The 19,952-nt window shown below is 71.4% G+C and carries 17 protein-coding genes and 2 riboswitches; of the genes, 6 read left to right on the plus strand and 11 right to left on the minus strand.

All coding sequences use genetic code 11. From position 1 onward, the window contains the following. Nucleotides 1-264 precede the first annotated feature (264 nt). From Msi02_RS38475 to Msi02_RS38485, 3 genes are all read right to left on the minus strand, one after another. Nucleotides 265-609 (minus strand): histone-like nucleoid-structuring protein Lsr2, encoded by a 345-nt coding sequence (locus Msi02_RS38475; RefSeq protein ID WP_079319595.1) that lies wholly within the window; start codon nucleotides 607-609, stop codon nucleotides 265-267. 1,289 nt (nucleotides 610-1,898) lie between these two features. Continuing rightward, a complete protein-coding gene (locus tag Msi02_RS38480) occupies nucleotides 1,899-3,254 on the minus strand; it encodes an RDD family protein (RefSeq protein ID WP_204052692.1) in 1,356 nt (451 codons plus the stop codon). A gap of 147 nt (nucleotides 3,255-3,401) precedes the next feature. After that, nucleotides 3,402-3,953, minus strand: coding sequence for an amino-acid N-acetyltransferase (locus Msi02_RS38485; RefSeq protein ID WP_204052719.1), 552 nt, complete (start codon nucleotides 3,951-3,953; stop codon nucleotides 3,402-3,404). A 393-nt stretch (nucleotides 3,954-4,346) separates the two neighbouring features. Beyond that, nucleotides 4,347-4,500, plus strand: a riboswitch (cyclic di-AMP (ydaO/yuaA leader). Between the two features lie 149 nt (nucleotides 4,501-4,649). On the opposite strand from Msi02_RS38485, the gene Msi02_RS38490 reads away from it, so the two are divergent. Continuing rightward, the gene (locus Msi02_RS38490) at nucleotides 4,650-5,609 is read left to right on the plus strand and encodes a C40 family peptidase (protein WP_239109153.1); all 960 of its coding nucleotides are present in this window, start codon (nucleotides 4,650-4,652) and stop codon (nucleotides 5,607-5,609) included. Between the two features lie 32 nt (nucleotides 5,610-5,641). Here Msi02_RS38490 and Msi02_RS38495 read toward each other — a convergent pair whose 3' ends face one another. Beyond that, nucleotides 5,642-5,890 carry a helix-turn-helix domain-containing protein gene (locus Msi02_RS38495; RefSeq protein ID WP_179155467.1) on the minus strand — a complete coding sequence of 83 codons (249 nt, stop codon included), beginning with the start codon at nucleotides 5,888-5,890 and terminating at the stop codon, nucleotides 5,642-5,644. A 249-nt stretch (nucleotides 5,891-6,139) separates the two neighbouring features. Here Msi02_RS38495 and Msi02_RS38500 point away from each other — a divergent pair, with 249 nt between their 5' ends. Next, nucleotides 6,140-7,063, plus strand: a complete 924-nt coding sequence (locus tag Msi02_RS38500; protein WP_204052693.1) for a zinc-binding dehydrogenase — start codon at nucleotides 6,140-6,142, stop codon at nucleotides 7,061-7,063. A 91-nt stretch (nucleotides 7,064-7,154) separates the two neighbouring features. On the opposite strand, the gene lysS is transcribed toward Msi02_RS38500, so the two are convergent. The 4 genes from lysS to Msi02_RS38520 all read right to left on the minus strand — a co-directional run bounded on the left by lysS (nucleotide 7,155) and on the right by Msi02_RS38520 (nucleotide 12,947). Continuing rightward, nucleotides 7,155-8,840: a lysine--tRNA ligase gene (gene lysS, locus Msi02_RS38505; RefSeq protein WP_239109155.1), complete on the minus strand. Its 1,686-nt coding sequence runs from the start codon at nucleotides 8,838-8,840 to the stop codon at nucleotides 7,155-7,157. Between the two features lie 59 nt (nucleotides 8,841-8,899). Next, nucleotides 8,900-9,682: a type III pantothenate kinase gene (locus Msi02_RS38510; protein ID WP_079319601.1), complete on the minus strand. Its 783-nt coding sequence runs from the start codon at nucleotides 9,680-9,682 to the stop codon at nucleotides 8,900-8,902. A 7-nt stretch (nucleotides 9,683-9,689) separates the two neighbouring features. Further along, nucleotides 9,690-12,194, minus strand: coding sequence for an L-aspartate oxidase (locus Msi02_RS38515; RefSeq protein ID WP_204052694.1), 2,505 nt, complete (start codon nucleotides 12,192-12,194; stop codon nucleotides 9,690-9,692). 66 nt (nucleotides 12,195-12,260) lie between these two features. Continuing rightward, nucleotides 12,261-12,947 carry a TetR/AcrR family transcriptional regulator gene (locus Msi02_RS38520; protein ID WP_204052695.1) on the minus strand — a complete coding sequence of 229 codons (687 nt, stop codon included), beginning with the start codon at nucleotides 12,945-12,947 and terminating at the stop codon, nucleotides 12,261-12,263. A 62-nt stretch (nucleotides 12,948-13,009) separates the two neighbouring features. Between Msi02_RS38520 and Msi02_RS38525 the strand changes: the two genes are divergently transcribed. Further along, nucleotides 13,010-13,639: a class I SAM-dependent methyltransferase gene (locus Msi02_RS38525; RefSeq protein ID WP_204052696.1), complete on the plus strand. Its 630-nt coding sequence runs from the start codon at nucleotides 13,010-13,012 to the stop codon at nucleotides 13,637-13,639. 5 nt (nucleotides 13,640-13,644) lie between these two features. Here Msi02_RS38525 and panC read toward each other — a convergent pair whose 3' ends face one another. Together panC and Msi02_RS38535 are read right to left on the minus strand one after the other, a co-directional pair. Beyond that, nucleotides 13,645-14,499: a pantoate--beta-alanine ligase gene (gene panC / locus Msi02_RS38530; RefSeq protein WP_079319605.1), complete on the minus strand. Its 855-nt coding sequence runs from the start codon at nucleotides 14,497-14,499 to the stop codon at nucleotides 13,645-13,647. Then, nucleotides 14,490-15,380, minus strand: coding sequence for a Rossmann-like and DUF2520 domain-containing protein (locus Msi02_RS38535; RefSeq protein ID WP_193208953.1), 891 nt, complete (start codon nucleotides 15,378-15,380; stop codon nucleotides 14,490-14,492). Before Msi02_RS38535 ends, panC begins: the two co-directional genes overlap by 10 nt. A gap of 161 nt (nucleotides 15,381-15,541) precedes the next feature. On the opposite strand from Msi02_RS38535, the gene Msi02_RS38540 reads away from it, so the two are divergent. Next, entirely contained in the window at nucleotides 15,542-16,510 is a 969-nt protein-coding gene (locus Msi02_RS38540; protein ID WP_239109157.1) for an SAM-dependent methyltransferase, read from the plus strand. Here the strand turns inward: Msi02_RS38540 and Msi02_RS38545 are convergent. Beyond that, nucleotides 16,500-17,699, minus strand: coding sequence for a cytochrome P450 (locus Msi02_RS38545; RefSeq protein ID WP_204052697.1), 1,200 nt, complete (start codon nucleotides 17,697-17,699; stop codon nucleotides 16,500-16,502). The two genes, Msi02_RS38540 and Msi02_RS38545, sit on opposite strands and share 11 nt — an antisense overlap. Nucleotides 17,700-17,775: 76 nt before the next feature. Between Msi02_RS38545 and Msi02_RS38550 the strand changes: the two genes are divergently transcribed. Together Msi02_RS38550 and Msi02_RS38555 are read left to right on the plus strand one after the other, a co-directional pair. Continuing rightward, nucleotides 17,776-18,453: a pentapeptide repeat-containing protein gene (locus Msi02_RS38550; RefSeq protein ID WP_204052698.1), complete on the plus strand. Its 678-nt coding sequence runs from the start codon at nucleotides 17,776-17,778 to the stop codon at nucleotides 18,451-18,453. 60 nt (nucleotides 18,454-18,513) lie between these two features. Next, nucleotides 18,514-18,629, plus strand: a riboswitch (SAM riboswitch). Between the two features lie 51 nt (nucleotides 18,630-18,680). After that, a complete protein-coding gene (locus Msi02_RS38555) occupies nucleotides 18,681-19,952 on the plus strand; it encodes an aminotransferase class V-fold PLP-dependent enzyme (protein ID WP_204052699.1) in 1,272 nt (423 codons plus the stop codon).

Here is a 19,952-nt window from a genome sequence, read left to right on the forward strand (position 1 = left end):
CGTCGCTCCTCACAGAGCGGTCAGGCGAGCACGGGAGATCCGGCCCGTCGTTCCGCATGGTAGCCCCGACCCAGCGACCCGCTCCTTGGCAGAAGGGTTCCCCAAGCGCAGGGCGTTCATGCTCTATCCAACCCCCTGCTGGGGGTGACATGTTCCCGATACGCCGCAAGCGAACGAGGTTTTAAGGGAGCGCAAACACAATCGCGCGGTTATGCGATCGTCAGGTCCTCCGACGACCACCATAACCGCGCGATCAAGGTTGAGTTAGTGCGCGTCCTCGTACGCTTGGACGATCGAGGCGGCAATGCGACCGCGCTCGCTCACGGGGTGTCCGTGTGCCTTCGCCCAGGCGCGGATCTCCGCGCTCTTCTCGCGGGTCATGGCTCGCTGGCCCCCGCCGCCCGCACCACGACGGCGCCCACGGGCCTGCCCGCTGTCCGCGCGCCGCGCGCTGCTGACGAAAGGCGACAGGGCCTCGCGAAGCCGCTTCGCGTTGCCGTCGCTCAGGTCAATCTCATATGACGTGCCGTCAATCGCGAAGGTGACCGTCTCATTGGCCTCGCCGCCATCGAGATCGTCGATGAGAATCACCTGCGTGTGCTTGGCCATCCGGCAATCCTTTCGCAGCCCATAGTTTGATTCGTCAGCCAAACATATACCCGGTTTCCCCTGGCTGACAATTCATGATTGCGGATTCTCAGGAACCTCTGAGTCCGGTGACTTCTCGCGTGGCTCCCGTGCCGTGCGGAGGCCCGCCGCGTCGGAACGTACCAACTTTACGATGCCGTAGACGGCCGCGCCGGCGACGACCGCGGAAGGTATCAAGGCGGACAATACCTCTGTCATTCTGCCTCGCTCGTGCCGGGGGTGTCATTAGGTGCACCCGAGGAAATTCCGAGGACGTGGCAAGGCCGCCGGCCTCTTGCCGGGCCGGGCGCCCTGATACGACCATAGCGCCGGGAGGGACCAGGCGTGCCTTCCGGGGTGCCCCTGGAGGGCCGGGGTAATCCCTCGTCTCTCCAGCGGCCTTACCGGATGCACTCGAAATCGTACCCAGAATGCCGACCCCACCGGTCACCGATCCTGGGCCGTCCCGCCGTTTCAGCCGCTTGCGCACTTCCCGGGCGGCGGGGCCGCACGCCCCCGGGTTCCCCCTAGTCCAGGCCGTAGCCGCTGGTGAGCGGCTTGCCGACCAGGACGAACAGGCACGGACGGACAAGTGCGAAGGGGCAAACACGTCCCGCGGAAAAGGCCGGACCGAGGACGTACGCCGTTGAAGAGCCCGGGTGAAACGAGGAGCCCGCGTCACGGCGGCCGGATCTTCACAAGGGGGCCCGGCACCCTTCTCGTACGGCGCGCACGGCTCGCGGGATATACGCGCAAGCAGATCGGCACAGCCCGGAAGCCTCGTAAAAAGAGAGGACCGGCCGGTTCCATCAAGATCGACGGGCGGGAGGTCTGAAGATCGAAAAAAGGAGCGAGGGCACAATCACGTGGACGGCCCGGACGGTCGTGGCGTCAGAGTTTCCCACGGCCAAACGATCCCCGCATTCCGCGGACGTCGCCTGCGGCCGGGTAGAGCGGGTGGGGATCCGGGAGCGCCATAAGGGCCTGTGCGGCTCCATGCGGCCCCATAAGCGCCCCTGACGGTTCCTTAAGCCGCCCGTGGGCGGATATGGCCCGGGCGGGACGGCGGGGGCGACTCTTAAGGATTGACGCCGGGGGCGGCCTCGCGGTCATTGGGCACCTCTCGGGACGGTGAACCCAAGCATGGCATGCCCGGGAGGCTCCGCAAGGTTTTTCCGTCACAGCGGGGTGAACGGGCTGTGCGGACGGACCATAGCCACTCATAGAAAAACGGGGCCGATGGTCCGTTCCATCGGCCCCGTCTGTCGTCGTTACTTGACCTTGACCACCACGGTGTTGGCGACCTTGTCATGCAGCGCCTGATGCAGCGGCTTGTCCCACAACAGCCACAGCACGTTCAGAAGGGAGGCGAGGCTCGCGAGGTAGCTGATAACGGGAATCCACTGCAGGAACTCGAAAACGTAGAGCACGCCGGCGCGCTTGAGCGCCGCATCCTGGGGAAGCCCGCCCGCGTCGAGAGTGCCTCCGACCGGAACGACCTTGATTCCCATGACTTTCTTGCCGAGCGTCTGCCCCTGCGCCCGCAGCATGAGGAATTCGTAGGCGACCATGACGAGGCCGCCCAGGATCGCCGTGAGCAGTGACGCGAGGAAGTAACCGCTTCCGGTGGTGAACACCCCCGTCGTCGGGTCGATGCTCGCGTTGGTGACGACGATCCCCGTGATCACGAGCGTGATGATCCCGAAGGGGATGCCGACGATCACGCCGTCGATGATGCGGGCGACGAGGCGCTGCCACCACTCCGCGAGCGGGGCCGGGGCACCAGGGGGAATCGGCCCCGAGGCCGCGTACGGCTGGCCGAAGCCGGGCTGCCCATAGCCCTGCTGGCCGTACTGCTGCTGCCCGTAACCGGGCTGCTGGCCGTAGCCCTGCTGGGGGGACGACTGGGCGTACTGCTGCTGGCCGTACTGCTCCTGGCCGTACTGCTGCTGCCCATAGCCCTGCTGGCCGTACTGCTGCTGCCCGTAACCGGGCTGCTGGCCGTAGCCCTGCTGAGCGCCGTAGCCCTGCTGCTGGCTCTGCTGGGCGCCGTACCCCTGCTGCTGGCCGTAGTCCTGGGAGGCGGCCTGCTGGCCGTAGCCGCCCTGGGACGGCTGGCCGTACTGCTGCTGGCCCTGCTGGGCGCCGTAGCCCTGCTGGCCGTACTGCTGGCCGTAGCCCTGCTGCGGGCCGGTCTGGCCATACCCCTGCTGGCCGTAACCCTGCTGCGGGCCGGTCTGGCCGTACCCCTGCTGGCCGTACTGCTGCTGCCCATAACCGGGCTGCTGGCCGTAGCCCTGCTGCTGGGCGGCCTCCTGGCCGTAGCCCTGCTGCGGGCCGGTCTGGCCATACCCCTGCTGGCCGTACTGCTGCTGCCCGTAACCGGGCTGCTGGCCCTGCTGGGCGCCGTAGCCCTGCTGCTGCCCCTGCTGCTGGCCGTAGCCGCCCTGGGCGGGGTCGTAGCCGGGCGGCTGCTGCGGGCCCGTGTGTTGCCCGCGATAGCTGACGACCGTGACGTCGGGGTCGTAGTCCTGGGGTTGTCTGTCCGTGTTGTACCCGGGGTTCGATGACGGCGGTGGCGTTCCGTCCGACTCGTCCTGGGGGTACGGCGGCTGTCCGGTGCTCACCGTGTCACCTCGTTTCGAAGACGCATGCGCCGCACGTCTGTAGCACACGCTGATATTGCCAAAAGTAGCGACAGGTGTATCAACAGTCACCTTTGCAGCCGCCGACAACCCCCGTCAAGATCGGTGATCAATGCCCATCAATGGCGATCAATGACGGTCGAGGTGCAGCAACATCCGGGTGTTCCCCAGCGTGTTCGGCTTGACGTGCTCCAGGTCGAGGAACTCGGCGACGCCCTCGTCGTACGACGCGAGCAGTTCCGCGTACACCTCCTGGGAGACCGGGGTGCCCTGGATGGGTGTGAAGCCGTGCCTGGCGAAGAACTCCACCGCGAAGGTGAGACAGAAGACCCTCCGCACACCGAGGTCCCTGGCGGTCTCGATGAGCGCGGCGACGATCCGGTGGCCGATGCCCCCGCCGCGTGCCGCGGGGTCCACCGCGACGGTCCTGATCTCGGCCAGGTCCTCCCACAGCACGTGCAGCGCGCCACAGCCGACGACCTGCCCGCCCGTCTCGGCCACCCAGAACTCCTGGACGTCCTCGTACAGCGTGACCGTGCTCTTCTTGAGCAGGCGGGGACCGACGCCCGAATACGCGTCGACGAGGCGCCGGATCGCCCGGACGTCCGGCGTCCTGGCCCGGCGCACCGTCACGGCCGTGGCACCCGACTCACTGGATGTCTGCGCGGCGACCTGCTCCATGACCGGCCAGCCTAGCCGGACCGCGGCCGATCCCACGCGGTCGGTACGGATCGCGCCGCTACGGATAACGGTCATGTCCAAACACGACACCCGACACGATGCTTGACCCTGCGTAGCCATCAGGATACGGACGGATGCACGGCCCCGCCCTGAGGTGACTGTTCCGGTTCGTCCCACTTTTTTCATCCGCCCGAGCTGCACGGCCAATGCCTCAGATCGCTCTAAACCCAGGTGAACGCGGACGCATCACTACCGTTCCCGTGACCCGACCGTGATCGTTTGGTTGTCAAACGTAGACGGGTTTCGGAGTTCTGGTTGAGCAAGAACTCGCCGTGCACTATCGTCCAGCGACGATGCCGGTCATCGTGAGCGCTCACGGCGACCGGGCGCCGAATCTTCGAAGCACCGAGTGCGAAGGGGAACCGGGGACCCAACTGCAGGATCAGGATCGGTTCGATCTCGGATCGTCAAGGGGTGAATCCGCAAAGGTAGGGCTACTCCGGCCCGAACCCGTCAGCTAACCCGGTAGGCGCTCAGAGGTGCCCCGCCGTACGGCCCCGTCTCGACGACGGGCCCGCCGCGGGCACATGTGGGAGAGGAGCTCGGTTGCGCATGCGTGGAGGACGGCCGGCGGGCAGGCACGCCCGCGGCCGAGGGTCCGGATCCGGCACGGCCGGTCCGGGTGCCGTCCGCCGCTTGGCGTTCGTCGGCGTCGCGATCACCGCGATCACGTTCGGCGCCCCGGTGGTCCGCGCCACCGCCGACCCCAAGCCGAGCCTCAAGGAGCTCACCGCGCAGGTCGAGAGCCTCTACACCGAGATCGAGACCCTCACCGAGCAGTACAACGGCGAGCGCGTGCGCCTGAAGGCGGCCGAGCGGTCCGCCGACCTCGCCAAGAAGAACCTCGCCAAGAGCGAGGCCGAACTCGAGGTCCGTCGGCAGAAGGCGAGCGCCCTCGCGCAGCACTCCTACATGACCAACGGGCTCGGCAACGCGCTCGTGCTCATCGACAGCGACGCCGACCCGCGGCGATACCTGGACCAGGCCTCCACGACGTACGCGCTGGAGCTGCAGGAGAGCCAGGAGGTCGCCGAGGTTACCAAGGCCATGGACGCCGCCGCGCGGGCCAGGGAGAGCGCCTCCGCCCGGCAGGCCGAGGTCAAGAAGCTCCTCAGCGGCCTCGACTCACGGCGCGACAAGATCACCAAGCTGATCAAGAAGACCGAGAGCAACCTCTACCGGCAGGTCTCCCGGACGGTCGGCGCCGAGACGCGCAGCAGGATGTCGTTCCCCATCGTGGGCGACGGCAAGGCCGCCCAGGCGGCGCGCTGGGCCCTCAAGCAGCAGCTCAAGCCGTACGTGTGGGGCGCCGAGGGGCCCGGCTCCTTCGACTGCTCGGGCCTGGTCATGGCGGCCTACCAGTCCGTCGGCATCAGCCTGCCTCACTACACGGGCGACCAGTGGACGGCCGGCACGCACATCTCCCGCGACCAGCTCCGCCCCGGCGACCTGGTGTTCTTCTACCCCGACCTGCACCACGTGGGCATCTACATCGGCGGCGGCTACATGATCCACGCGCCGCGCACGGGAGACGTCATCCACATCGCGAAGATCGCCGGGCGGCCGTTCGCGGGAGCGGTGCGCGTCGCCGACTGAGCCCTTCTCGCCGGAGGGCGTCGCGGACGCGGTCAGATGAGGCGGCGGCGCGCCGCCCAGGCGACGGCCTCGATCGCGGTGGCGACGCCGATCCGGTCGCAGATGCACCGCAGCCGGCGCCGCACGGTGCGCCCGCTGACGTCGAGACTGCGGCCCACCCGGTCGGCGGTCACGCCCTTGGCCAGCTCCGCGAGGAGAAGCAGATCCTCTTCGGTGAGACCGGCACGCTCAAGGTCCGAGGCGAGATTGTCACCTCGGTAGACGACCTCGGGAACACCCATCGTCCGCCCTCCCCCACGACGATGCTTCGTCGGCCCACCCTTCAGGGACGGTAAACGCCTGCCATGAAGGTCGTCAAGGTTCGGAGTCGAGCCTCCGGCCGTACGCAGCCTCTGTAGCGGAGCGGGCCGTGGGCCATCGCCTTTCCTCCGCCTCCCTTACGCACTTCCAGGTGCCTTCTTACCGAAAGAGAGCAGCTCTCCTTACGCTCCTTGCCACGCCGGAAGGACACGCCGGAAGGAGAGGAACTCATGAGAGCACTGGTGGCACGGGATGGGGCCGTACGGGTCGTCGAGGTGGCAGAGCCCGAGCCGGGGCCTGGGCAGGTGCGGATCAGGGTCGAGGCGGCGGCCGTGAACCCCGTCGACCTGTTCACGGCCGCGGGCGCCCTCGCCGACAGCGGGCTCATGGCGCACCTGGAGACGTACGCACTCGGCTGGGACGTGGCGGGCGTGGTCGATGGGACCGGACCGGGAGTGACGGGCGTACGCCCGGGCGAGCGGGTCATCGGGCTGTCGGACCGGCTGACGGAGCCGCTCAAGACCCAGGCGGACCTGGTCGTGCTGGACGAGACGGCCGTCGCGCCCGCGCCCGCCGGGGTGGCCGCGCCCGAGGCGTCGACGCTGCCGCTGAACGCGCTCACCGCCGTCCAGGCGCTCGATCTCGCCGGGCTCGCCGAGGGTGAGACCCTGCTCGTCACGGGAGCGGCCGGTGGCGTCGGCGGCTATCTCGTGGAGCTGGCCGCAGCACGGGGGCTCAGGGTCGCCGCGGTCGCCGCGCCCGGCGACGAGGCACTCGTCCGGGGCTTCGGCGCGGAATGGTTCGTCCCGAGGGGCGCCGACCTGGCCGCGGCCGTCAGAGCCGTCGTCCCCGGCGGCGTGCACGGCCTGGTGGACGCGGCGGTCGTCGGCCTGCCCGCGCTGGACGCCGTGCGCAACGGGGGCGCGTTCGTCGCCGTCGTCGCGGGGCAGGCCCCCGTCCCGCTGCGCGGCATCCGGGTCTCGACGGTGTTCGTCCGCGCCGACGCGGCCCAGCTCCGGGACGTCGCGAAGCTCGCCGAGGCGGGACGGCTGAGCATGCGGGTCGCCGGCACCTATCCGCTTGAGCGGGCGGCCGAGGCGCACGAACGCCTGCGGAGAGGCGGCCTGCGCGGCCGGCTGGTCCTGCTGCCCTGATTCGCCTACGCCGCTACGCCTGTCTCGGCGCACGGCTGCGGGCCGGACGGTCATACCGTCCGGCCCACCCCCAGGAGATTAGGCGCCGGGATCAGGCGCGGCCGAGCAGCTCGCGCACCCGGTCGCGGCCCACGGCCAGCAGCAGCGTGGGCAGCCGCGGGCCGGTGTCGCGGCCGACGAGCAGCCGGTAGAGCAGGGCGAAGAAGGCGCGCTGGGCGGCCTTCAGCTCGGGCGTGGCCGCCTTGGCGTCCATGTCGAGCCCGGCCTGCACCTTCGGCACGCCGTACACGAGCGTGGTCAGCCCGTCGAGCGACCAGTGCTCGTCGAGGCCCTCCACCAGCAGGCGCAGCGACTCCCGGTCCTGCTCGCCGAGCGTGTCGAGCAGCTCCTTGTCGGGCGTCTCGCGCACCTGCGTGCGCTCCTCCGCGGGCACGTACGTGTTCACCCAGTGCTGGGCCCGGTCGAGCCGCGGCCGCAGCTCGTCCAGCCCGGTGATCTCCGGGTCGAACGCGCGCAGGATGCGCAGCGTCTGCTCCTCGTGCCCGGTGGTGATGTCCACGACCGAGGCGAGGGTCCGGTAGGGCAGCCGCCGCGGCGTCTCCGGCAGGACCCGGGATGCGGTGCTCGACGCGCGGCGGTAGGCCGCCTGGTCGGCCGGCAGCGCCGTGCCGTCCTGCACCTTCCTGGTCAGCGTGTCCCACTCGTCGTACATGCGCTGGATCTCCTGGTCGAAGGAGACCTTGAACGACTGGTTGGGACGGCGGCGGGCGTACAGCCAGCGCAGCAGCGCGGGCTCCATGATCGACAGAGCGTCGGCCGGGGTCGGCACGCCACCCTTGGAGCTGCTCATCTTGGCCATGCCGCTGATGCCGACGAAGGCGTACATCGGCCCGATCGGCTGCGGGGCGTCGAACACCTCGCGGACGATCTGGCCGCCGACGACGAACGAAGAGCCCGGCGAGCTGTGGTCCACACCCGACGGCTCGAAGACCACGCCCTCGTAGGCCCAGCGCATCGGCCAGTCGACCTTCCACACCAGCTTGCCGCGGGTGTGCTCGGACAGCAGGACGGTCTCACCGTGGCCGCACACGCAGGTGTAGGACATCGCGGTGGTCTCGTCGTCGTACGACGTGACCGTGGTCAGGTCGCGGTCGCAGACCGAGCAGTAGGGCTTGTAGGGGTAGTAGCCCCCGGCGCCGGAGCCGTCGTCCTCGCTCGCGGCCCCCGAGCCCTCCAGGGCGGCGGCCTCGTCGGCGTCCGTGACCTCCTTGGCCTTGGCCTTCTTGGTGCGGTACTGGTCGAGGATCGCGTCGATCCTCCGCCGCTCGCGCATGGCGAGCAGCACCTGCTCCCGGTACGCGCCGGAGGTGTACATCTGCGTCTGACTGATGCCGTGGAACTCCACGCCGAGCTCGTTCAACGCGGCGATCATCGGCGCCTTGAAGTGCTCGGCCCAGTTCGGGTACTCGCTGCCGGGCGGGGCCGGGACGGTGGTCAGCGGCTTGCCGATGTGCTCGTTCCAGGCGGGGTCGATTCCCACCGGAACCTTGCGGAAGCGGTCGAAGTCGTCCCACGAGATGATGTGCACGCACTCGTGGCCGCGACGCCTGATCTCGTCGGCCACCAGGTGCGGGGTCATGACCTCGCGCAGGTTGCCCAGGTGGATCGGGCCGGACGGGCTGAGGCCGGACGCGCAGACGACGGGTTTGCCCGGTGCGCGCCGTTCAGCCTCGGCGATGACCTCATCGGCGAAACGCGCCACCCAGTCGGCGTCCATCACGTCAGTCCTCTCTGAACGGGATCCTGCCTTCTATGGTCCCGTACGCGAGGGAGTCGTCAGGACGCGTTACGGGCGTAGACCAGCCGCAGGCCGATCAGCGTGAGCCAGGGCTCGTGCACGTCGATCGTACGGGCCTCGCCGATGACGAGCGGCGCACCGGTGCCCGTGGCGACCACGGTGACGTCGTCGGGGTCGGAGGCCAGCTCGGCCGTCATGCGGTCCACGATCCCGTCGACCAGGCCGGCGAAACCGTAGATGATGCCCGACTGGAGCGCCTCCACCGTGTTCTTGGCGATCACCGACCGCGGCCGGACCAGCTCGACCTTGTGGAGCTGGGCCCCGGCCGTGGCCAGCGCGTCCACCGAGATCTCCAGGCCGGGCGCGGTCACCGCGCCGACGTACTCGCCCCGGGCCGAGACGGCGTCGAACGAGGTGGCCGTGCCGAAGTCCACGATCACGCACGGCCCGCCGTACAGGGTGGTGGCGGCGAGCGCGTTCACGATGCGGTCGCTGCCGACCTCCTTGGGGTTGTCCATCCGGACCGGGACGCCGGTGCGCACGCCGGGCTCGACGACCACCGCAGTGACGTCGCCGTAGTAGCGCCGGGACATCTCCCGCATCTCGTTGAGCACCGACGGGACCGTGGAGCAGATCGCGATGCCGCTGATGTCGGCGTCCTTGAGCAGCGGCGACTGCCCGAGCAGACCCTGGAGCACCACCGCGATCTCGTCCGCCGTACGGCGGGGGTCGGTGGCGATCCGCCAGTGCTCGATCACCTCTTCACCCTCGAACAGGCCCAGCACCGTGTGGGTATTGCTGACGTCGATGGTGAGCAGCATTCCCTGATTATGCCTCACGAAGATCCAGGCCCAGATCGAGTGCCGGGGCCGAGTGGGTGAGCGCGCCGACGGCCAGGTAGTCGACCCCGGTCTCGGCCACCGCGCGCGCCGCGTCCAGGGTCAGGCCGCCGCTCGACTCCAGCCGCGCCCGCCCGGCCACGAGCCGTACGGCCTCGGCGAGCTGGTCCACGGTGAAGTTGTCGAGCAGGATCTCGTCGGCGCCCTCGGCCAGGACCGGCTCGATCTGGTCGATGCGGTCCACCTCGACCTCGATCGGCAGGCCGGGGAAGGCCTGCCGTACGGCCCGGAACGCCTCGGCGACGCCTCCGGCGGCGACGACGTGGTTGTCCTTGATCAGGGCGGCGTCGTGCAGGCCCATCCGGTGGTTGACCCCGCCGCCGGCCCGTACGGCGTACTTCTCCAGGGCGCGCAGCCCTGGCAGGGTCTTGCGGCTGTCGCGGATGCGGGCGCCGGTGCCCTCGACGGCGTCCACCCAGCGGCGGGTCTGGGTCGCGATGCCGGACAGGTGGGTGAGGAAGTTGAGCGCGGTGCGCTCCATCGTGAGCAGGTCCCTGGTCGCGCCCCGCACGGTCATCACCACGTCGCCGGGGCGCACCCGGTCGCCGTCGGCGGCGTGCCGCTCGACCTCGACCTGCCCGGTGGCCTGCCGGAAGACGGTCTCGGCCACGGCCAGACCCGCGACCACGCCCTCCTTGCGGGCCACCACGTCGGCGACGGCCCGCTGGTCGGCGGGGATGGTCGCGACCGAGGTCACGTCCTGTCCCCCGGCCAGGTCCTCCTCCAGCGCGGCGCGGACGAGACCGAGCACGGCGTCCGGGTCGAGTCCGGCCTTGTCCAGCTCGGTCCGCAGTTCCTCGTGAGGCGTGTACGTCAAGGTCAGTCCCTCCGCCGTCAGGGCGATGTCGATGTGCGCCCGCCAGTGGGCGTCGTCGCGGTCGGGGTGGTCCTCCCGCCAGTGCGAGCCGCGGGTCTCCTCGCGCACGGCCGCCGCGGCGACCAGTGCGGAGGCCACCGTGAGGAGGTTGGTGGCCTCCCACGACTCGGTGCAGGGCTCGACCGCGACCGGCGTCCAGCGGGCGTCGGACAGCGCGCGGGCGACCTGCGCGAGACTCCGGTCGCTGCGCAGCACCCCGGCGCCCCGGCTCATGTGGCTCTGGATCCTCGGCCGCGTACGCGGGTCCACCAGGCCCTCGGGGCGTTCGTCGGCCGGGGCGGGCTCGCGCGGGGTGAGCTTCTTCGCGGCCAGGTCGGCGGCGATGCGCTCGCCGTAGACGAGCCCCTCCAGCAGGGAGTTGGAGGCCAGCCGGTTGGCGCCGTGCACGCCCGTGCAGGCCACCTCTCCGCAGGCGTACAGGCCGGGCACGCTGGTCCTGCCGTACAGGTCGGTGCGCACGCCGCCGCTCGCGTAGTGGGCGGCCGGGGCGACGGGGATGGGCTCGGTGACGGGGTCGATGCCGTGCTCCCGGCAGACGGCGAGGATCGTGGGGAACCTGGAGCGCCACTTCTCCTCGCCGAAGTGGGTGGCGTCGAGGTAGACGTGGTCGGCGCCGGTCCGCGCCATCTGGCGCATGATCGCCTTGGCGACCACGTCGCGGGGCGCGAGGTCGGCCAGCTCGTGGACACCCTGCATGAAGCGCTCGCCGGTCGCGTCGATCAGCACGGCGCCCTCGCCGCGCACGGCCTCGGAGACGAGGGGCTGCTGGCCGGTCGAGCCCTCCCCCAGCCACAGGACCGTGGGGTGGAACTGCACGAACTCGATGTCCCTTACCACCGCGCCGGCCCGCAAAGCGAGCGCCACGCCGTCCCCGGTGGACACGACGGGGTTGGTGGTGGCCGCGTAGACCTGGCCCATGCCGCCGCTGGCCAGCACCACGGCCCCGGCCCGTACGGCGCCGACGCCGTCGCGCGCGCCCTCCCCCATCACGTGGAGCGTGACCCCGCAGGCGTGGCCCTCGGCGTCGAGGAGGAGGTCGAGGGCGAGGGCGTGCTCGATGACCTCGATGCGGGGCTCGGCCAGCACCGCCTCGGCCAGGGCCCGCTGCACCTCGGCGCCCGTGGCGTCGCCGCCCGCGTGGACGATCCGGTTGCGGTGGTGGCCGCCCTCGCGGGTGAGCTGGAGCTCGCCGTCGGTGTCGCGGTCGAACTCCGCGCCGTGGCTCATCAGCCGCTTCAGCGCGTCGGGGCCCTCGGTGACCAGGACGCGTACGGCCTCCTCGTCGCACAGGCCGACCCCGGCGACGAGCGTGTCCCTCAGGTGCTCGTCGGGGGTGTCCTCGGGGTCGAGGACGGCGGCGATGCCGCCCTGGGCCCACCGGGTCGACCCGGCCGACAAGACGTCCTTGGTGACCACGAGCACCCGCGCCACGGGGTCGAGTTCGACGTGGCGCAGCGCCACGGTGAGGCCGGCGATGCCGGACCCGATCACGACCACGTCGGCCTCGACGGTCCAGCCGGGTGCGGGGGCGGTGAGTCTGCGTGCGAGCGCCACCATGAGGGGATCCCCTTTCGTCATAATGACGATAACGCCCCCCTGGCGATGGTGACGCCCCGCCCCCTCCTACAGCCCCGGCCCCACCTCGGGCCCCGGCCCCTCCTGCGAGGGGCCCGCTGCGGCGTCGGTGCAGAGCTGGGCGGTCAGAGTGGCGTAGGCCCATTCCTCCCACCTGTCCTGCGACCAGCCACGGTCCTGCACGAAGAGCAGATACAGCTGCGGGCTGAGCAGGCAGAACAGCAGGTCCGCCGCCATCGCGACGGAGACGTCCGGGCGGGCGCCGGGTTTGCCGGCCAGCGCTTGCGCCGCGGCGTGCTGCACGACGTAGCGCGGATCGGGGCCGTCGGGCCATTGCGCGGCGATCTGCGGGTCGGTGGCCCCGGCGGACGCGATCATCGGCATGAGCGGGGCGACCCGGCCGAGGATCTCACTCGTGCCGCGCACGTGCGCGCGCAACTGGCCGGCCGCCGTGGGCTCCGCGCACGCGGCGCGGAACCATTCACGGTCCATGACGGCCACCGGCTCGGTGTCGCCGGCGATGGACGTGTCGACGACGTCCTTGAACAGCGTGCGCTTGTTGCCGAAGACGAAGTAGACCGTCTGGACGGCCACGCCCGCCCGGTCGGCGACCTCCTGCAGGCTCGTCGCCCCATAGCCCTGCGCGACGAAAAGCTCCCGCGCCGCCTGGATGACCTTCTCCCGGGTGCGGCGTGAGCGCTCGGCCCGTTTGTCCGGCCGCTTGACGGTGTCCATGGCGCGAGTATATCTCTAGAGTTGGTCACTAGAGTTTGACTCTAAAGAGATGGAGCGGAGCCATGGACAAGCCGAACGAGACCGAACGGGACCAGGAGGAGGCCGTACGCCGGGCACTGGAGAGGTACTACCGCGCCGGGAAGCCGCCCTGGGACACCGGTGTGACGCCGCCCGAGCTGGTCGCACTGATCGAGGGGCACGGGGAGAGGCGAGACGCGCTGCCGCCAGGCCGCGCCCTGGAGCTCGGCTGCGGCACCGGAACCAACGCCGTATACCTGGCCCGGCACGGGTGGGAGGTCGTGGCCGTCGACCTCGTCGACCGCGCGATCGAGCAGGCCCGGGAGAAGGCCGCCGCCGCGGGAGCGGCCGTACGGCTGCTGCACGGGGACGCCACCCGGCTCGACGAACTGGACGCCCCCGGCCCCTACGACCTGTTCTTCGACCTGAGCTGCTACTGCGGCATCCCGCCGCACCGCCGTGACGCCTACGCCGCCGGGCTCACCCGCCGCGCCGCTCCCGGTGCACGGCTGCTGATGTTCGGGTACGGCCCGGGAACGCTCGACGACAAGTTCTCCGGCGTCACCGCCGACGAGCTGCGGGCCAGGTTCGCCGGCTGGGAGCTGGTCGACGTCACCCCCGGGACGAACCCGTTCCCCACCTTCTGGTTCACACTGCGCGCCGGGGCGGCCTGAGCCCCCTACAGGGTCAGGACCACGTTGTCGATGAGGCGGGTGGTGCCCACCTTGGCGGCCACGGCCAGGATCGCCTCGCCGCGGTGGTCGTCGCCGACCGGCGCGAACGTCGCGGGGTCGGCCAGGATCAGGTAGTCGAGCAGCAGCGGCGGGTCGAAGCGGGCGGCCTCCTCCAGCACGGCCCGCGCGGCGTCGAGGATCCCGGCCGGTCCGGCGGTCCGGGCCCGCGCCTCGCCCGCCCGCAGCGCCCGCGACAGCGCGAGCGCGGTGCGGCGGTCGGCCTCGGACAGATACCTGTTGCGGCTCGACAGCGCGAGGCCGTCCGGCTCCCGCACGGTCGGGGCGCCGACGATCGACACCGGGACGTCGAGGTCGGCCACCATCCGCCGGATCAGCGCGAGCTGCTGGGCGTCCTTCTGCCCGAAGACCGCGACGTCCGGCCGCACCAGGTTGAACAGCTTGAGCACCACGGTCAGCACGCCGTCGAAGTGGCCGGGCCGGAAGGCGCCCTCGACCACCCCGCCCATGCCGCCGGCCGAGACCTCCACCTGGCGGTCCGGCAGGTACATGTCCTCTGCCGAGGGCGCGAAGACCACGCCCACGCCCTCCTCCTCGCACACCCGGAGGTCGGCGTCGAACGTACGGGGATAGCGGGAGAAGTCCTCGTTGGGGCCGAACTGCAGGGGATTGACGAACACGCTCACCACCACGTGGTCGGCGTGCTCGCGCGCCAGCCGCATCAGCGACCGGTGACCCTCGTGGAGCGCCCCCATCGTGGGGACCAGGGCGATCCTTCCGGGGCCGAGTGCGTCCCTCGCCTTGTCGAGGGCGGCGCGGTCCGCGGCGACGGTCAGGTCCATATGTTCCCTCCCAGGGCATCCAGCAGGCGTTCGGCCGCCTCGGGCTTGAGCAGGCCCGCCGCGAGCGCCCGGTCGGCGGTGAGCCTCGCGAGGGCGACGTACGCGTCCGCGGCCTCGGGGGCGGCCAGGATGAGCGCGTCGACGTGCTTGCGCACCGTGCCCGCGTCGCCGCGGACCACGGGCCCGGTGAGCCCGCTGATGCCGAGGCGCAGCACGTTGTCGAGCGCCGCGCTCAGCAGGGGGCCGAGCATCCGGCCGGGATGCTCCACGCCGATCTTGGCGAGCAGTTCCTGCGACTCGGCGACGAGCGTCACCATGTGGTTCGCGGCGCCGGCCAGGGCGGCGTGGTAGAGCGGCCGGTCCTGGTCGGCGATCCACACGGGCTCGCCGCCCATCTCGATCACCAGCGCCTCTGCCACCGGCCGCAGCAGGTCGGGCGCGGTGACGCCGAAGGAGCAGCCGTTGAGCCGGGTCAGGTCGTCGCTCCTGCCGGTGAACGTCATCACGGGGTGCAGCGCGAGCGGCAGCGCCCCGGCCTCGGCCGCGGGGTCGAGCACGCCCAGGCCGTACGCGCCGCTGGCGTGCACGAGCAGCTTGCCGCGGAGGTCGGCCCCGGTGGCGGCGAGGCCGGAGACGAGGCCGGGCAGCACGTCGTCCGGCACGGTCAGCAGCACGAGCTCGGACCGCGCGATCACCTCGTCGGGCCTGCTGAGCTTCAGGCCGAGGCGGTCGGCGGCCCGCCGCGCCGACGCGTCGGACACGCCGCTGGCCGCCACCACCCGATGACCCGCGAGCATGAGCGCGGCTCCGAGCACGGAACCGACCCGTCCCGCGCCGAGCACTCCCACGGCGAGCCGCGCCGGGCGGTCACTTGTGTCCATGACGCCTCCCCTCGGTTCAGCGTAGCGGCGGCGCTCCCGCCGGCCCGGGCGTGGCCCAACGGTCGGATTTTGTCCCGTTTCTCACGGGCCTATGTTGAGCCATAAGTACGAAAGTGACTACTTTTCGTTACGCCCTCGGCGTGTCGGTAACCTAAAGCGCCGTGGAGGTCACCTGGCGGGAGGCCATGCGGCGGGCGCTCTACGGCGCGGAGGGCTTCTACCTGCGGGAGCGCCCCGACCGGCATTTCCGCACGTCGGTGCATGTCTCTCCGGTCTTCGCCGAGGCCGTGCTGCGCCTGCTCCTGCGGGTCGACGCCGCCCTCGGCCGACCCGATCCGGTCGATCTCGTGGACATGGGCAGCGGCAACGGCCTGCTGGCCGCCCGGGTGCGGGCCGCCGCGCCGCCGGACCTCGCGGAGCGGTTGCGGGTCACCGCCGTCGACCTGTCCCCCCGGCCCGGCGATCTCGACCCCCGCGTCGCCTGGGAGGCGGAGGCGCCGTACGGGGTCACCGGCCTGGTGATCGCCAACGAGTGGCTGGACAACGTGCCGCTCGACATCGCCGAGATGACGCCGGACGGTCCTCGCCTGGTGCTCGTGGACACCTCGACCGGCGAAGAACGGCTGGGGCCCGCTCCCGGCCCCGAGGACCTGGCCTGGCTGGAGCGGTGGTGGCCGCTGCGCGCACCGGGGGAACGCGCCGAGATCGGCCACCCCCGCGACGAGGCGTGGGCATCGCTGATCACCCGGCTTGCGCGGGGCACGGCGGTCGCCGTGGACTACGCCCATCCGGCCGGGCGGCGGCCCCCGCTCGGCACGGTCGCCGGATATCGCGAGGGCTCGGTGGTGCCGCCCATACCGGACGGGTCGTGCGACATCACCGCACACGTGGCGCTGGACGCCTGCGCGGCGGCCGGCGAGCGGGCGGGGGCGCGGGCGACCACGCTCACCACGCAGCGGGAGGCGCTGCGCGACCTGGGGCTCACCGGCGCCCGGCCGCCGCTCGCGCTGGCGTCGGCCGATCCCGCCGGATACGTGCGCGCGCTCGGCCGGGCCTCCCAGGAGGCCGAGCTGATCGACCCGGCCGGTCTCGGCGGCTTCGGCTGGCTCAGCCAGGTGGTCAGACGGTGACCTTGAGGGACTCCAGGCCGCGCATGATGTAGCTGGGCTTCCAGGTGGGCTCCTCGGCGAGCTCGAGCCTGGGCGCCAGCCGCAGCAGGGCGCCGAACGACTCCGCCATCTCGACCCGGGCGAGCGGCGCGCCGAGGCAGAAGTGGATGCCGGCGCCGAACGAGATGTGCGGGTTGTCCGCCCGGCCGAGGTCGAGACGGTCCGGGTCGGCGAAGACCTCGGGATCCCGGTTGGCGGAGCCGAACAGCAGCGCGATCTCCACACCCCGGGGGATCGTCACCCCGCCGACCTCGATGTCCTCCAGCACCCACCGCTCGAACATCTGCGCCGGGGTGTCGTAGCGCAGCAGTTCCTCGACCGCCGTCGGCATCAGGCCGGGGTCGGCGCGCAGCCGCTCCAGCTCACCGGGGTTGCGGAACAGCGCCCACCACCCGCTGCCGGTGGCGTTGACCGTGGCCTCGTGCCCGGCGTTGAGGAGCAGCACGCAGGTGCCGATCAGCTCGTCCTCGGTCAGCCGGTCCCCGTCGTCCACCACCTGGGCCAGCGCCGAGATCATGTCGTCGCCCGGCCGCTCCCTGCGCGCCCTGGCCAGCTCGCGCAGATAGCCGGCGAACTCCGTCGCCGCGCGTACGGCGGTGTGTTGCACCTCCAGGGAGGGGTTCAGCTCGTACATTCCGCAGATGTCGGCCGACCAGGGGCGCAGCAGGTGGCGGTCGGCCTCGGGCACGCCCAGCATCTCGGCGATCACGGTGACCGGCAGCGGCTCGGCCACCTCGGCCAGCAGGTCGCCGCCGCCGCGCTCGACCAGTCCCTCGGTCAGCTCGGTCGCGATCTTCCGTACGCGGGGGCGCAGCGACTCGACCATGCGGGGCGTGAACGCCTTGGACACCAGGCGGCGCAGCCGCGTGTGGACCGGCGGCTCGACGTCGAGCATGCCGGCCCGGATCACCCGCCAGAACGGTTCCTGGAACTCCGGCTCGGGCTCACGGCCGAACGCCTCGTGCGTCGCCACATGCAGGTAGGACCGGCCGAGGCGCCGGTCGCGCAGCAGAGCGTTCACATCCGCGTGGCGGGCGATCAGCCACTGCCCCGTCGGCTCGAAGAAGCTGACCGGCTCGTTGTCGCGCAGGTCACGGTAGGCGTCGTAGGGGTACGCGATGAACTCGGCATTCCAGGGATCAAACTTCACAATGGACAACAATACGGATGAAAGACCTCGCCTGGGAGTACGGGCGTGCGGGTCCGTCATGGCGTAGGTTGGGGCGATGCCGAAGCGCCGCGAACAGCACCGCAGAGAACCCCGCGAGCTCGGCGAGTTGCCCTACGCCGACCACCTCGAACCGTTCGAGGGCCGGCTCGCTCAGGGCGGCGACTACGACACGGTCCTGTTCGACGGTCAGGAGTTCGAGGACGCCGACGCGTCCAACGCCCGGTTCATGGAGTCGGCGTTCACCTCGGTGACGTTCCTCGGCGGCCGGTATCGGCGCGCCCGGTTCTCGGACGTGTGGCTGAACAGCGTGCGCTGGGTGGGCGGCGACCTCACCGAGTCCACCTGGGCGGACGCCGAGATCATCATGAGCGCCCCGGCCGGCACGGCGCTGCCCGGCGCCGAGATGAACCATGTGACCTTCCACCGCTGCAAGCTCGACTCGGTCAACCTCCGCGCGGCCGACCTGCGGGAGGTCTCGTTCGTCGAGTGCACACTGCGCGACGTGGACTTCGCCGGCGCCATGCTGACCGGCGTCGCCTTCCCCGGCTCCACGCTCGAACGGGTGCGTTTCGACAAGGCGCGCATGTCCCGGGTCGACCTGCGCGGCGCCGTGTCCCTGGGCATCTCCGACGGCTACGACGCGCTGCGCGGCGCGACCATCAGCGGCGTCCAGTTGATGGAACTCGCGCCGATGTTCGCCCACATCCTGGGTGTCACGGTCGACAACGGCTGAAGTCGCTCGCACCCACGGCACTTGCGGCCGGGGGGCCGTATCGGGTTATAGTGCCGTCCAGGTCATGAGTGCCAGCGTCAAGCCCCGGCTTGCTGGCCGGCAACCCTCGCGCTCGCGGCGGGGTGCCCCGGGTGAGGACCGGGTCCGGCACGAGGTGTGCCGGGCAAGCGCGGGCTCCGCCGTTCCAACGCCATGGCCGGGGTCCCCGACCCCGAGGAGGCTTGGCGTTGTCCGCACTCACCTTCGTCCAGCAGGCCGTCAACCGCATCTCCGAGCCCGTGCGCCTGCCGGCTGTCGTGGGCGCCGACCTTGAGGTGCCCGTCAGGGGCGGCAGGCTCGTGCCGTACGCGAACCTCGACTACGCGGCGAGCGCGCCCTGTCTCGAGCCGGTGAACGCCGCCGTCGCGGCGGCGCTGCCGGCCTACTCCAGCGTGCACCGGGGCGCGGGCTACGCCTCGCAGCTCACGACGGCCAGGTACGAGCAGGCCAGGCACACCGTGCGGGCCTTCGTCGGCGCCCGCCCCGGCGACGCGCTGGTCTTCGTGCGCAACACGACCGACGCCATGAACCTGCTGGCCCGCAGCCTCCCCGAGGGCACCACCGTCGTCGTGTTCGAGACCGAGCACCACGCCTCGCTGCTGCCCTGGCCGAACGCCGTACGGCTCGCGCCCCCCGCCTTCCCCGGCGAGGCGATCCGGGCGGCCGACGAGGCGCTGGCCGCGATCGAGGGCCCGGCCCTGCTCGTCGTGACCGCCGCCTCCAACGTGACGGGCGAGCTGTGGCCGATCGCCGGGCTGGCCCACATCGCCCACCGGCACGGCGCGCGGATCGCCGTGGACGCCGCCCAGTTCGTCCCCCACCGCGGGCTCAACCTCTCCGCGCTCGACCTCGACTACGTGGCCTTCTCGGGGCACAAGCTCTACGCCCCGTTCGGCGCCGGGGTGCTCGTGGGCCGCCCCGACTGGCTCGCCGACGCCGATCCGTACCTGCGCGGCGGCGGAGCCGTACAGGCGGTGGGCGAGACCACCGAGTGGAGCGACGACCCCGAGACGCGGCACGAGGCGGGCACCCCCAACGTGCTGGGCGCGATCGCGCTCGCCGCCGCCTGCGACGCGCTGACCGCGACCGGCTGGACCGCGCTGGTGCGGGAGGAGGAGCGGCTGCTCGCCCGTCTGCGCGCCGGGCTCGCCACGATCCCCGGCGTACGCGAGTTGTCGCTGTGGGGTCAGGACCACCCGCGTGTCGGCATCGTGTCGTTCACCGTCGCCGGCCGTACGTCCCGCGAGGTCGCCGAGGCACTGTCGGCCGACTGGGGCATCGGCGTCAGGGACGGCAAGTTCTGCGCCCACCCGTTCGTCCGCCACCTCCTCGGCGGCGGTGAGGACGGCGGCTGCGCGGACGGCACGTTCAGCGCCGTACGCGCCTCGGTCGGCATCGGCACGACCACCGAGCACGTCGACCGCCTCATCGAAGCGCTACGCGAGATCGCCGCCGCCTGA

It is taken from the genome of Microbispora siamensis (assembly GCF_016863095.1).
GTDB lineage: Bacteria > Actinomycetota > Actinomycetes > Streptosporangiales > Streptosporangiaceae > Microbispora > Microbispora siamensis.

Bases quoted from the DNA above. Each gene is read 5' to 3' on its own strand.
- Msi02_RS38520 (WP_204052695.1), bottom strand. From the start codon at position 12,947: ATGGACACCGTCAAGCGGCCGGACAAACGGGCCGAGCGCTCACGCCGC.
- Msi02_RS38500 (WP_204052693.1), top strand. From the start codon at position 6,140: ATGAGAGCACTGGTGGCACGGGATGGGGCCGTACGGGTCGTCGAGGTG.
- panC (WP_079319605.1), bottom strand. From the start codon at position 14,499: ATGGACCTGACCGTCGCCGCGGACCGCGCCGCCCTCGACAAGGCGAGG.
- Msi02_RS38510 (WP_079319601.1), bottom strand. From the start codon at position 9,682: ATGCTGCTCACCATCGACGTCAGCAATACCCACACGGTGCTGGGCCTG.
- Msi02_RS38495 (WP_179155467.1), bottom strand. From the start codon at position 5,890: ATGGGTGTTCCCGAGGTCGTCTACCGAGGTGACAATCTCGCCTCGGAC.
- Msi02_RS38550 (WP_204052698.1), top strand. From the start codon at position 17,776: ATGCCGAAGCGCCGCGAACAGCACCGCAGAGAACCCCGCGAGCTCGGC.
- Msi02_RS38485 (WP_204052719.1), bottom strand. From the start codon at position 3,953: ATGGAGCAGGTCGCCGCGCAGACATCCAGTGAGTCGGGTGCCACGGCC.
- Msi02_RS38475 (WP_079319595.1), bottom strand. From the start codon at position 609: ATGGCCAAGCACACGCAGGTGATTCTCATCGACGATCTCGATGGCGGC.
- lysS (WP_239109155.1), bottom strand. From the start codon at position 8,840: ATGGACGCCGACTGGGTGGCGCGTTTCGCCGATGAGGTCATCGCCGAG.
- Msi02_RS38515 (WP_204052694.1), bottom strand. From the start codon at position 12,194: ATGGTGGCGCTCGCACGCAGACTCACCGCCCCCGCACCCGGCTGGACC.
- Msi02_RS38535 (WP_193208953.1), bottom strand. From the start codon at position 15,380: ATGGACACAAGTGACCGCCCGGCGCGGCTCGCCGTGGGAGTGCTCGGC.
- Msi02_RS38525 (WP_204052696.1), top strand. From the start codon at position 13,010: ATGGACAAGCCGAACGAGACCGAACGGGACCAGGAGGAGGCCGTACGC.